A 12,424-nucleotide genomic window follows, 5' to 3' on the forward strand; every position below is an offset into this window, starting at 1 on the left:
CAACAGGGAAGCTGAACAGAGATGCCTACATCCTTGAAGATATCCGACGCGCCGCAGGAAGGGCGCGCGGGGCTTGCCGCACTTGAAGCGCGTGTGAAAGACGATCTTGCCGTTCTCAAACTCCCGCCGGAGGATTGGACGGCCCGGAAGACCGCCGCAGATGGCGCGCCGCTTTATGACGTCGTCATCGTCGGCGCCGGCATGTTCGGGCTTTCGGCCGCCGGAAGCCTGATATTCAAGGGTATCCGCAACATCAAACTGCTGGATCGCGCGCCCGAGGGCAAGGAAGGGCCGTGGGTAACCTATGCGCGGATGCTGACCTTGCGGTCGAAGAAGGATCTGCCCGGCTCGCCCTTCGGCATCCCTTCGCTGACCTTCCGCTCATGGTATGTCGCCGCCTTCGGCGATGAGGCATGGGGGGCGCTCTATAAAATCCCGAACTCCGTATGGCAGGACTATCTGATCTGGCTCAGAAACGTGCTGGAACTGCCGGTCGACAACAACTGCGATGTCGTCGACCTTGCTCCCTCTCCGGACCATGTGGCGCTCACGACCGCGGATGGTCGGGTGCTCAGGGCCAAGCGCGTTGTGATCGCCACCGGCCGTCCGGGAGCGGGCGGCTTCAATCGCCCTCAGGGCGTGGCGGCCGATCTCTGGCCGGATCTGTCGGCGCACACCTGTGAAATGATCGATTTCGGCCGCCTCAAGGGCAAGTCCGTCGCCGTCATCGGCGCGGGTTCATCGGCCTGGGACAACGCCGCGACGGCGCTCGAAAGCGGGGCTGGCCGGGTGGAGATGTTCTGCCGCCGAAAGGCGCTGCCGCAGTTGAACAAGGGGCGCGCCAATGCCAATCCCGGTTTCTTCGCCGGCTGGCGCGGTCTTTCCGATGCGAAACGCTGGGAAATGGCTGTTTATCTGGAACGCATCCAGACCCCGCCGCCGCATGAAACCGTGCTCAGAACGACTGCCCATGACAATTTCGAGATCCATTTCGGCAAGCCGTTCAGAACGATCGCGCGCGCCGGCAACGGCGTTGAAATCACCTTCATGGACGGCGAGATCAGGCATTTCGACTTCCTGATTCTTGGCACCGGTTTTTCCGTCGACCTTGCACGGGAGCCTATGTTTTCCGCGCTGAAGGACCGCATCCTTACCTGGGGCGATTGTTATCAACCGCCGGAGGGCATAGCCAATGCCGGCCTCGCCCGGATGCCCTATCTCGGCGAAGGTTTCGAGCTCAGGGAGCGCGGCATTGAAGAAAGCGCGCTCGAGCGCATCCACATCTTCAACACCGGCTCATATCTGAGCTTCGGCACGCTCTCGCTCGATGTGCCGAGCGTCAATCCCGCCGGCGAGCACCTGGCCTCGCATATCGCCAGCCATCTCTTCGTCGACGACTTCGACGTTCTGTTCAAGCGCCTGAAAGACTGGGAAGAAGAACATGAACTGGCGCCAACGCCATTCTATGCGCCGGACTATGTCAACCGCGCATAGAGGGATCGTGTTCCGCAGCGTTCAAAGACAGCTACCGTGCTTTGATGGTGACGCCTCCGTTAACAGTTGCTGTCTTTGGTTGAGAAAGGCCGCATACGATTCTTCGCAAACCTTGTTCTGGCCCCTAACAATCGATACTTTCTTATCTCGTTTTTAGGCACGAAGGCGTCTGTAATTCGTGGGGCTATTCATGCCGCGCCAGTTCGGAACTAATCCGAAGAAGCCGAAACTTAACCCGATCGCCAGGCGCGGAGGGTAGCTTGATCTACGCCAGATCCTGCCCCGCAATCGGGGAGTGGCTCAATGTCGCTGAACCCCGGCTGCGTCCTCAATCGCTGGCCGGTGGAATTCTGGCGACCAGTCGCGTCAGGACATCGCCGGGTCCAGCCTCGATGAATTCCTTGGCACCCTCCGCCTTCAGGTGGGCGATGCCCGGCGCCCACAGCACTCTGGACGACAACTGATCCACCAGAAGGCTGCGGACCGAAGGTCCCGGATCGGTCGTGGCGGGATAGGCTCGGGCGGTCACGTTCGCTACCACCGGCAGGCGTGCTTGCCGGAACGCGATGGTTTTGAGATACGCTTGGAAACCGGCCGCCGCCAGCCTCATGAAGCGAGAGTGAAAGGCCGCTCCCACGGAAAGGGGAATGAAGGCGCGCGCGCCCGCCTTCATCATTTCCGCTTCCGCAGCGTCGATGGCCTTGAGCGAACCGGAGATCACCAGTTGATCGGGCGCGTTCACATTCGCGATATCCACGTCCGCGATGGCCGCGAGGCATTGCGTAACCGTCGCTTCATCGAGGCCGATCACGGCGGCCATGCCGCCCTCGCGCTGGCGCGCCATCAACTGGCCGCGGTGCGTCACCATGGAGAGCCCGGTGAGGAGGTCGAATGCGCCGGCGGCCTGCAGCGCATTGTATTCGCCGAGACTGTGGCCAATGAACCGGCTCGGTCGCTTTCCCGTCGCCAGAAGCTGTTCGCAGGTGAGAGCGTTGACGATATAGAGGCACGGCTGGGTGATGTCGGTCCGTCGCAGGGTTTCCTCATCGCCATTGAGGCAGGTTTCCCGGACGCTGAAACCGGCGATCCGGTCTATCCGGCTTTCGAGCGGGCCGAACATCCGGCTGGTGTCGAACAGTTCCTTGCCCATGCCGGGAAATTGTGATCCTTGTCCTGGAAACATGAATACGAGCATGGATTGGCTCTTTCTTGGATGGAATTGTTATGTCCGACCCCGTAGAGAGGGACGCGGGCCGCCTGCTGCCAGCGGCTTCCGGCACGGGGCCTGCAGCGGATACCGTTGATGTCTGGTGGATGGACCTCGGCCAATTCGGCCCTGAGAGGCAAGTGGCGGCACTCAGCCTTCTCGATTCTGGGGAGCGTGTCCGTCACGCCGCCTTCATATCCGAGCCGGCGCGCCAGCAGTTTCTCGCCGGCCGGGCGCTGGTGCGCACCTGCCTTTCCCGCTACGGCGGCCTGTCTCCGCACGAGTGGCGCTTTCGCGTGAACCGCTATGGGCGGCCCTTTGTCGATGAGCGCTGCGGGCCAAGCGGGCTCTATTTCAATCTTTCGCATACCGAGGGCATGGCGGTCTGCGCCATTGCGGGATTTGGCGAAATCGGCGTCGACGTCGAACGTTGCGACCGCCATGCGGCGATCGAGGAACTCGGCGAAACCGTGCTCGCACCTGCGGAACTGGCACAGCTGTCGGCCCTGAGGGGGGCCGAGCGACAAGAGCGGTTCTATCGATTCTGGACCCTCAAGGAAGCCTATCTGAAGGCCCGCGGCGTCGGCCTGTCGCGGCCGATGGCCGACATAAGGTTCGATCTGTCCGCGATGCTGCCTTCGGTCGCCTTTGCCGGCGTCGTTGACGATGCTGCGGCACGCTGGAGCTTTCGGATGATCGCTCCCGGCGCCGGACACATAGTGGCCGTGGCCGCGGCAGTGCCGGATGCGGCGCTGAGGCTGCGCGTGTTCGAGGCCACCTTGCCTTGAGGGATCGCTCTCGGATCCCGCTCCGGCAGGGAGTAGCCGCCGTCCTGCGCGCATCAGCGGTTTCCCGCGGACGGCGTCGCGGCAGCGATTGGACCGGGCGAGCGGTCGCGCCGGTTGCCGGCCGCCTCCATGGCATCCGCCTTATCCTTTTGCTCCATAACCTGTGCAATGCGGCGCGCGATCGCTTCGATGCAGGGTTGGCGCATGATCGAATAGTGATCGCCGTCGAGGCCGACGATTTCCATTTGCGGCATCAGTTCGCGCCATTCCCGACAGACGCGGTCGAAGCCCTTTTGAAGGCGAGCGGCAAACAGCAGGGCGGGAGCGCTGGAATGCGACGGGCGGTGGCGCTCCAGGGCTGTGCTCCCGGCCTCGAAGACGCGGTAGACGGTCTCGAGCCGGGCTGCCTCGGAGGCGACCCCGGCCTCCTCCAGCCGGTCCGATAGAACAGCGATACGGTCGCTGAGCGGAAAGGCGATCTCGCTTTCGTTCCACCGGTGCGGGCTCAGACCGGCGATCGCCTCGATATCGGCGGCGAAATGGAGAAAGCGCTTCCGATCGCAGACTGGCGCAGTGTCCGGGACGACGCTGTCGATCATGGCCAAAAGGCCGGGCGACCCGTCGAGGCGGCGCGCCATCTCCTGCACGACCAGTCCGCCGAGCGACCAGCCGGCCAGATGAAAGCGACCATCGGGCCGGATCTCTCTGATCTCATCGAGATAGCGTTCGGCCATGGCAGCGATCGAGGAGAGCGGCGTTTCTTCTCTGGAAGTGAGCCCTGGTGCACGCACGCCGTAGATCGCTCGCTCGTCCGTCAGAGATTGCGCCAGCAGGGCATAGCACATCACATTGCCGCCGATCGGGTGGATGCAGAACAGCGGCGCGATAGCATCATTCCCCTTGCGGATCGGAACGATCAGCGCGTCGTCCGCGGTGGCGCCGTCGCCGTTCGCGATCGCGTCGGCGAGCGATGCAATGGTCGGGTGGCTCATGAGCATCGCGAACGAAACGGTCGTGCCGCACCGCTTTTCCAGCCGCGCCATCAGGCGCATCCCGGCAAACGAGGAGCCGCCGAGCGCGAAGAAATTGTCGTCCCTGCCGATCGGTCCGGCAATCGCCAGCAGGTCCTGCCACAGGGCGGCAATTTCGGTCTCGAGCCCCGCGTGCGGGGCCGCGTATGGGCGCGTGTTGCGGACGGTCGCGGCGAAATCGGGCGCGGGCAGGGCGGTTCGAATGACCTTGCCGTTGTCGCTCAGCGGCAGCCTGTCGAGGATCATAAAAAATGCGGGGACCATATAGGCCGGCAAGGTCGCGCGCAGTCTTTCCCTCAGGGCTTTGATGTCGGGCGTTGCGCTGCGGGCCACGATATAGGCCACGAGGTGGCGGGTTCCGGTACTGTCGCTGGCAGCCGAGACGATCGCGCCTGCAACCTCCGGCATGGCAAGCAGGGCGGCCTCGACCTCTGCGCATTCCACGCGATAGCCCTGGATCTTGACCTGGAAATCCGTCCTGCCGAGAAACTCGATTTCGCCATCGGCGAGATAGCGGCCCATGTCGCCGGTGCGGTAGAGGCGTTCCCCGGTTCTTGGATGGATAATAAAATTCGCTGCGGTTTTTTCCGGATCCTGCCAGTAGCCGAGCGCCACGCCGATGCCGCCTATGTAGAGATCGCCGGAAACCCAGGGTGGGCAGAGCCGCAGCTCCTTGTCCAGCACATGAATCGACTGGTGGTCCATGGCATGGCCATAGGGGATCGACCGCCATTCCGGGTCCATGTCTTCGATCGGGTAGAGCACCGACCAGATGGATGCTTCCGTCGCCCCGCCAAGGCTGCAGATGTCCGCGGCGGGCGCGGCGATCCGGATCTGCGGGGGCAGTGAAAGCGGAATCCAGTCGCCGCTCAGCATGACGAGCCGCAACGAGGAAAGGACCGGTTCGCGGGCGTCCTCGGCGGCCAGCTGCATCAGGGCGGGAACGGAATTCCAGATCGTCACGGCGTGGTCGCGCACGAGCTTTTGCCAGTGCGCCGGGTCGCGGGTGCCGTCCCGATCGGGCATGACGATCGTCGCCCCGGCCGCAAGCGTGCCGAAGATGTCGTAAACGGAAAGATCGAAGCTGAGCGAGGAGAGGGCCAGCACCCGGTCGCTTGCCTTCAGTGCGAAGCGATCGTTGAGATCGACGATCGTGTTCCAGGCGCCGCGATGGTCGATCATGACGCCCTTCGGTATGCCGGTGGAGCCGGATGTGAAGATGACATAGGCGAGGTCCGTCGTCTTGCAGGCCGTCGTTGTTTGGACCGGGGCTGCTTCGGCAGGCTCATCGAGCCCGTCGACAGGGATTGTCTGAAGGGCCTCCGGCCAGGACAGGCGGGCCTCCAGTTCCTTGCGGGTGAGGGCGATCCGGGCGCCGCTACTCTTCATGAGAAGCGCGCGCCTTTCATCGGGCAGGTCGGGATCGACCGGCACATAGGCGGCGCCGGCATAAAGAATGCCCAGCACGGCCGCGACCTGTTCCCACCCCTTGTCGAGCACCACGGCAACAAGCGTCCCCGGCGCGGTTCGACTGTCACTCAGTGCACGGGCGACCGCCAGCGCGCGGCCGCGTAACCTCGCGTAGCTGATGCTGCCTGTCGACGAGATGATTGCGGTCCTCTCGGGATGGGAAACGGCCTGATGCTCGAACATCGCTTCCAGACGTTGTGGCTCCAGGGCGGGTGGTGCCGCCGGCGCGGGGTCGGGGCGGGTCCTGGCCAGGGGATCGTCCTGGTCCCAGAGCGCCTCATCTTCAGCAAGAGCCGTCATCAGTGCGAGATGGGCTTCGCTTAGTTTTTCGACAAAGCCGGTGGGGAAGATTTCCGCCGCATAGTCCCAATTGAAGATCGCTGAACCGTCGGGACCGAAATGGAGCTGATGGTCCAGATGGACCTGCGGCACCTGCAGGCGCGACACCTGGTGGCGGATTGCGGCGGGTGCCGGTTCGGTTGCGGAAGGGCGGGGGGCGCTGACAGCCGTGAACGTGACGGGAACGCCGATGGTTGCCCCCGCGCCGGATCGCTGCTGCAGCGCCCGGGTTATGTCGAGGCCGCTGACTTCCATATGTTCGACATCGCGCAGGAATTGCGACTGGAGCGCCCGCGCCCGGCCGCCGAAGCCCGTGTCGGCGGACCGATCCACTTCAAGCAGGATCGTCGTGCCGAAATTGCCGATCGTGCGCTCGGCATCGGGAAGATACTGGAACCGGCCGGAATGCAGCAGGGTGATCGCGAAATCCTCGCTTCCCGAGGCGCGCGCAAGCACTTCGGAATAGGCCGCGCAGGCGAGCAGGCTTGGCGTAAGCCGCCGGGCCGCGCAGATGCGCATCAGCTTTTGCCACTTAGCCTTCGGAAGGGTGCGGGCGATATGGCGGAATGTCGGCCGTGCACCCGGCTGAAGCCGAGGGCTCAGTGGCAAAGCGGGCGGGCCGGGGAAGGTTTGAAGGCGCTGATGCCAGTAGGACCATGCGCGTTCCCGGCGCGCGCCGGCGCGTCGTTCGCGCTGATCTTCGACATAGGCGGGAAAGCGCAGCGCGATCTCCGGCAGGTCCGTCTCGGGTTCACGGATCAGCGCGGTCAGTTCCTGCAGCAGGATGTGAAAGCTCCACCCGTCCATCATCCACAGCGCGAATGAAATATGCAGGCGCAGGCCGGCGTCGTCGCGGGTGGCGCGGATATCGAATTGCGGCCAGCGGTCCGGCGGCAGATCGCGCGCCTGCATCGCCGCGCGAAGTTCGCTGCGGCGCGCTTCGGCCTGTTGGGCGCCAAGGCCGCGCAGATCGATGCATTCGGGCCGATAGAAGGGTACGCTCGCCAGGATGCGCTGTTCGCCATTGTCGCAGATGACCGCGCGCAGCATTTCATGGCGCCTGATCAGGGCGTTGAGCGCAGTTTCGAGGGTCTGTGGGTCGTCGCCGGGCAGGTCTGCTTCGCCGCAATAGCGCGCTGGTACGCTTAGTTCGAGCGAGCCGGATTGCCCGACCCAGTAGGCCTGCTGAATGCCCTCAAGCAGAAACTGCGCATCGACCCGTTCCCTCATGTTTTCGCGCTGGCCCATGCGTCCTCCCCATTTGTGCCTCCGCCCTGGCTTGCCGGATCGGAGTCTAGACTTTCCTTGTATTAATATACTAGTGTAATTTGGCTTTCAAGTTTATGCGAGTTTGCCGTTCAACGGGAGGATAGGCGGATGAACGACGATATCGGCAATGACGGTTGGAATGCCGGGCCGGCTTCCTCGCGACAGGGTGCGGAGGCCCATGATGCGGCGGTGCGGACGGCGCTGGCGCTTCGGGGCGGTTTTCCGGATGACTGGGTCGTACCCCGGAAAGACATCGATCACGACGTCGTCATCGTCGGGGGCGGCCAATCGGGCGTGGCGATCGCCCTTGCGCTCAAGCGGGCGGGGATCACACGCGTGAGCGTCATCGACGCCGCGCGCAGCGGCGAGGAGGGGATTTGGCGCACGACGGCACGCATGAAATCTCTCCGCTCTCCCAAGCAGCTCCCCGGGCCGGAACTGGATGTGCCTGAAATGAGCTTCCGTGCCTGGTACGCCGCCCGCACCGGCGATGAGGCCTATGATGCGCTGCAATCCATACCGCGGCTGGTATGGGCGCAGTATCTCGACTGGTTCAGGATCATCGCCGGCGTGACGGTGCGTTATCAAACGCGGCTTGATAGGGTCGAAAGCAGCGAAAACGGCCTGCGTCTCGCCTTGTCGGTTGAAGGCGAAGAACGCATCGAGACGTGTCGGAAAGTGGTTCTCGCCACCGGCTTTCTGGGCGGCGGTTGCGCCCGCATTCCCGACTGGATCAAAAATGAGCTTCCGCCCGAACGGTATGCCCATGCCGATACCATGGTCGATTTCACGGCCCTGAAGGGGCGCAGGCTGGCCGTTTTTGGCGCCGCCTCTTCGGCCTTCGACGCCGCTGCGGTTGCGCTTGAGACCGGCGTCCAATCGGTGCACATGTTCTGCCGGCAGGATGATCTGGAGCGCTATTCGCGCATGCGGGTTCTCTATTATCCAGGATCGGTCGAGCACTTTCCGCGCCTGCTTGACCGACACCGGTGGCACATCATGAATGCGCTCTGCTGCCGTGCCCAAGGCCCGGTACCAGAAACGGTGCGCCGCGCCACGCAGTTTCAGAACTTTCATCTTCATCTGGGCGCTCGCGATGCCCTGCCGGTGTTTGACGGTCGTTCGATCGTGATCGGGGACCTCGCATTCGACTATGTCATCGCGGGCACGGGCTATGGCGTTGATCTCGCCGCGCGACCGGAACTCGCCAGCGTTTCTGACGGGATTGCCTTGTGGGGGGATCGCTATCAGCCGCCCAAGGAGGAACGGAACGAGGAGCTCGCGCGGTATCCTTATCTCACACCGGGATTTGGCCTGACGGCGAAAGGGCCGGACCGGCGCGTCGAGGACATTCACCTCTTCAACGCGGCGGCGATGCTGAGTAACGGCCGCAATCCCGCGGAGATCAGCGGGTTCCGGCATGGGATACCGCAATTGGTGACGGCGATCGGCGCTGATCTTTACACGGCCGACGCCGAAATGCACGTGAAGCGGGCGTTGACGCCGGTCGAGCCTATCCTGAGCGCAGACGAATACAGGCACAGCATCTGGACCGAGCGCGCTCCGGCGGTCTCGCGGAAAGACCGCGCCATCCAGCCCGTCCGGCAAGATGACGCCTGTTAATATCAGAAGTCCGGAAAGGACGCGCTCCGGTTGTTCTCGGACGGGTGAGCCAAGGCTGGATTTTGTTTTAGATTCAAGAAAGGGAGACTATGATGAGCGAACCAACGGTGATCGACGAAGCCGGCCTTCAGGCGCGGATACGCGACATCGCCGGCGTACTTCTGCGGGCCGAAACGCCTGCCGCCGAAGACCATTTTCTGGCGCTTGGGGGCGACTCCCTGCTCGCGACGGTCTTTGCCCGCAAGGTCGAGGTCGAATGCGGGCTGCGCCCGTCGCTTGAGGAGATATTCACGCTGTCCTTTGCCGAAATGGCCGAGGCGCTTGCGGGGCGCCAGGACGGCGCCGCGCGGCCGTAGCGGCCCGGCAGCAGCCGGGCCTCAGTAACTGGCGGCCTTTATCAGGTGTCGGCGCGTACCTGCTGGCGCTGGCCGCCGAGGCCCTCGATGCCGAGTTCGACCGTGTCGCCGGCTTTCAGATAGCGCGGCGGCTTCAGTCCCTGACCCACGCCGGGCGGAGTGCCGGTCGAAATGATGTCGCCCGGGTGCAGCGTCATGAAGTCGGACAGATAGCTCACCACATGGGCGACGCCGTAGACCATCGTGGCCGACGAGCCATCCTGCATCGTCTCGCCATTGACCTTCAGCCACATCTTCAGGTTCTGCGGGTCGGCAATCTCGTCGCGCGTGACCAGCCAGGGACCGACAGGGCCGAACGTGTCGCAGGACTTGCCCTTGGTCCACTGACCGGACCGCCGGGTCTGGAAGTCGCGCTCGGAGACGTCGTTGATCACGCAGTAGCCGGCAACGTGTTCGAGCGCCTCATCGCGGGAGACGTGCTTGGCGCACTTGCCGATGACGACGCCGAGTTCGACCTCCCAATCCGTCGCGGTGGAGTTGCGCGGGATGACGATGTCATCATTGGGCCCGACGATCGCCGATGTGGCCTTCATGAAGATCACCGGCTCCGGTGGTACCTCCATGCCGGATTCGGCGGCGTGGTCGGCGAAATTCAGCCCGATACAGATGAATTTGCCGGTGCCCGAAACACAGGGGCCGAGGCGTGATGCTGCCTCCGCCATGGGCAGCGCCTCGGGATCGAGGTCTTTCGTCCATGAAAGGTCTTCAAGCCATTTGCCGGCAATGTCATCGACGATCCCCGAAAGGTCGCGAATGTTGCCGTCCTTGTCGAGCAGCCCGGGGCGTTCCTCGCCAGCGGGTCCATAACGCAGCAGTTTCAATAGAGTATCTCCGCAAATCAGTAGGTGGTTCGACCGCCGGAAAGATCGAAGGCGGCGGCAGTGGTGAAGCTGTTTTCGCGCGAAACCAGCCATGCGACCATCGCTGCGGCCTCGTCGACCTCCAATAGGCGGCCACGGGGGATGCGCGAGCGCATATATTCGATGTGCTCTTCGGTGAGCTGTTCGAGAATGCGGGTCTGTGCCGTCGCCGGCGTGATGCAGTTGACCGCAATATCGTATTGCGCAAGCTCCTTGCCGAGCGACTTCGTCATCCCCATTACCGCGGCTTTCGAGGCGGAATAGGCGGCAGCGTTGGGGTTGCCTTCCTTGCCAGCGACGGAGGCGATATTGACGATCCGCCCGTAATTGCGTGCCTTCATGCCCGGTACCACCGCGCGGTTGACGTAGAAGGTGCCGTTGACATTGATGTCGATGACTTTCTTCCACATCTCGATGTCATAATTGTCGAGAGGTGCGGCGGCGCCCGCGATGCCTGCGGAATTGACGAGGATCGATATCTTGCCGCTTGCCTTCTCAGTGGCGGCAGCAGCGGCTTCCACCGATGACCAGTCCGAAATGTCCGCGATCTGGACGGTTGCCGCCTCGCCTATTTCGGCGCGAGCCTGTTCCAGCCTGTCTTTATCGATATCCCACAGGGTGACCGTCGCACCGGATGCGACGATGCGTCGGGCCATGGCGAAGCCCAGTCCCTGGGCGCCTCCGGTAACGACGGCGTGTTCGCCTTCAAGGTCGATCTTGTTCATAGGTTCGCTTCCTCCTCATTGTGTGCGCGACCGCCTCGAGACGCCATGTCCCGGCATTTTCCTGCATGGCGGATACGCTGATATATCCCTTGAATAGTCTAATTATATTAGTGTAACAGTTTGGGCAAGGCCTGGTTTCACCGGGCGAATTTCGCAAGGGAGGCGGCTTTGAAGGCGACTGACGAACGGAAGGTGAGACGGACGGATCTTAACGTGACCAGGCTCGGCATGGGGTGCGCCTCGCTCGGCGGGCTGTTCGCCCCGGTGGATGCGCCGACATGTCTTGCGACGCTGCAGGCCGCCTGGGACTGCGGCATTCGTTATTTCGATGCCGCTCCGATGTACGGGCTCGGCCGGGCGGAACATATGCTCGGCTATTTCCTGCGCGAGCAAGTCGGCGCGCGCTCGAGCATCGTCAGCACCAAGGTTGGGCGCCTGATGGCGCGGGACCGCCCTGGCCGGGAACTGCCGCCCGAGGCCGACAAGAACCCCCTCGATCCGGGCTGGCGGAATGGGCTGCCCCTTCGGGAAGTGTTCGACTATTCCTATGACGGCCTGATGCGCAGTTTCGACGACAGCCTCCAGCGCATGGGGCGAGCGGACGTTGATATCCTTTACGTGCACGATATCGGCAAGCTGACCCATGCCGAGCTTGCGGAGCATCACTGGAACGCATTGACCAAGGGCGGCGGCTTCCGTGCATTGTCCGATCTGCGTGACGCCGGCATCATCAAGGGCTTCGGTCTCGGCGTCAACGAGGCCGAGGTCGTGATGGCGGCCATGGATGAGGCGGAGCTGGATTGCACCCTGCTTGCAGGTCGCCATACCCTGCTCGACCAGAGCGCCGATGCTCTGCTCGAACGCGCCGCCCGCGAGAATATGGCAATCGTCATCGGCGGCGTATTCAACTCGGGCATTCTCGCCTCGGCAGCCGGCGGCAATCTCAAATTCGATTATCAGGATGCGCCCGAGGCGATCGTCAGAAAGGTCGGCGAGTTGCGGGCGGTGTGCGGCGAGTTCGACGTGCCGCTTGCCGCCGCGGCCATTCAGTATCCGTTCCGCCACGAAGCCGTCACCTCGGTGCTGATCGGCGCCAAGCACCCCGACAGGGTGAAGCAGAATGTCGACTGGTTCGAGATGACATTGCCGGAGGAGCTGTGGCAGACGCTCGCGGCGCGCGGATTGGCAGGGTAGGGGCGGCT

The 12,424-nt window shown here is 63.4% G+C and carries 9 protein-coding genes; 5 read left to right on the top strand and 4 right to left on the bottom strand.

All coding sequences use genetic code 11. The features are described 5' to 3' along the window. The first annotated feature begins 21 nt into the window (after nucleotides 1-21). Nucleotides 22-1,494: an NAD(P)-binding domain-containing protein gene (locus Mame_RS21840; RefSeq protein ID WP_079921016.1), complete on the top strand. Its 1,473-nt coding sequence runs from the start codon at nucleotides 22-24 to the stop codon at nucleotides 1,492-1,494. Between the two features lie 328 nt (nucleotides 1,495-1,822). Here Mame_RS21840 and Mame_RS21845 read toward each other — a convergent pair whose 3' ends face one another. Then, the gene (locus tag Mame_RS21845) at nucleotides 1,823-2,644 is read right to left on the bottom strand and encodes an ACP S-malonyltransferase (protein WP_018066998.1); all 822 of its coding nucleotides are present in this window, start codon (nucleotides 2,642-2,644) and stop codon (nucleotides 1,823-1,825) included. A gap of 74 nt (nucleotides 2,645-2,718) precedes the next feature. Here Mame_RS21845 and Mame_RS21850 point away from each other — a divergent pair, with 74 nt between their 5' ends. Next, entirely contained in the window at nucleotides 2,719-3,489 is a 771-nt protein-coding gene (locus tag Mame_RS21850; RefSeq protein WP_079921017.1) for a 4'-phosphopantetheinyl transferase family protein, read from the top strand. A 53-nt stretch (nucleotides 3,490-3,542) separates the two neighbouring features. On the opposite strand, the gene Mame_RS21855 is transcribed toward Mame_RS21850, so the two are convergent. Further along, a complete protein-coding gene (locus Mame_RS21855; protein WP_018067000.1) occupies nucleotides 3,543-7,577 on the bottom strand; it encodes a non-ribosomal peptide synthetase in 4,035 nt (1,344 codons plus the stop codon). A 129-nt stretch (nucleotides 7,578-7,706) separates the two neighbouring features. On the opposite strand from Mame_RS21855, the gene Mame_RS21860 reads away from it, so the two are divergent. Together Mame_RS21860 and Mame_RS21865 are read left to right on the top strand one after the other, a co-directional pair. Continuing rightward, complete coding sequence (locus tag Mame_RS21860; RefSeq protein WP_018067001.1) at nucleotides 7,707-9,221, top strand: FAD/NAD(P)-binding protein; 1,515 nt, start codon at nucleotides 7,707-7,709, stop codon at nucleotides 9,219-9,221. Between the two features lie 92 nt (nucleotides 9,222-9,313). Then, nucleotides 9,314-9,577: a phosphopantetheine-binding protein gene (locus Mame_RS21865; protein ID WP_018067002.1), complete on the top strand. Its 264-nt coding sequence runs from the start codon at nucleotides 9,314-9,316 to the stop codon at nucleotides 9,575-9,577. A 41-nt stretch (nucleotides 9,578-9,618) separates the two neighbouring features. On the opposite strand, the gene Mame_RS21870 is transcribed toward Mame_RS21865, so the two are convergent. Next, a complete protein-coding gene (locus tag Mame_RS21870; protein WP_018067003.1) occupies nucleotides 9,619-10,458 on the bottom strand; it encodes a fumarylacetoacetate hydrolase family protein in 840 nt (279 codons plus the stop codon). A 17-nt stretch (nucleotides 10,459-10,475) separates the two neighbouring features. Next, nucleotides 10,476-11,222 carry an SDR family NAD(P)-dependent oxidoreductase gene (locus Mame_RS21875; protein ID WP_018067004.1) on the bottom strand — a complete coding sequence of 249 codons (747 nt, stop codon included), beginning with the start codon at nucleotides 11,220-11,222 and terminating at the stop codon, nucleotides 10,476-10,478. A gap of 228 nt (nucleotides 11,223-11,450) precedes the next feature. Here Mame_RS21875 and Mame_RS21880 point away from each other — a divergent pair, with 228 nt between their 5' ends. After that, on the top strand, nucleotides 11,451-12,416 hold the full coding sequence (locus Mame_RS21880) for an aldo/keto reductase (RefSeq protein WP_079921019.1): 966 nt from the start codon (nucleotides 11,451-11,453) through the stop codon (nucleotides 12,414-12,416). Nucleotides 12,417-12,424 lie beyond the last annotated feature (8 nt).

The organism is Martelella mediterranea DSM 17316 (assembly GCF_002043005.1).
Taxonomy (GTDB): domain Bacteria; phylum Pseudomonadota; class Alphaproteobacteria; order Rhizobiales; family Rhizobiaceae; genus Martelella; species Martelella mediterranea.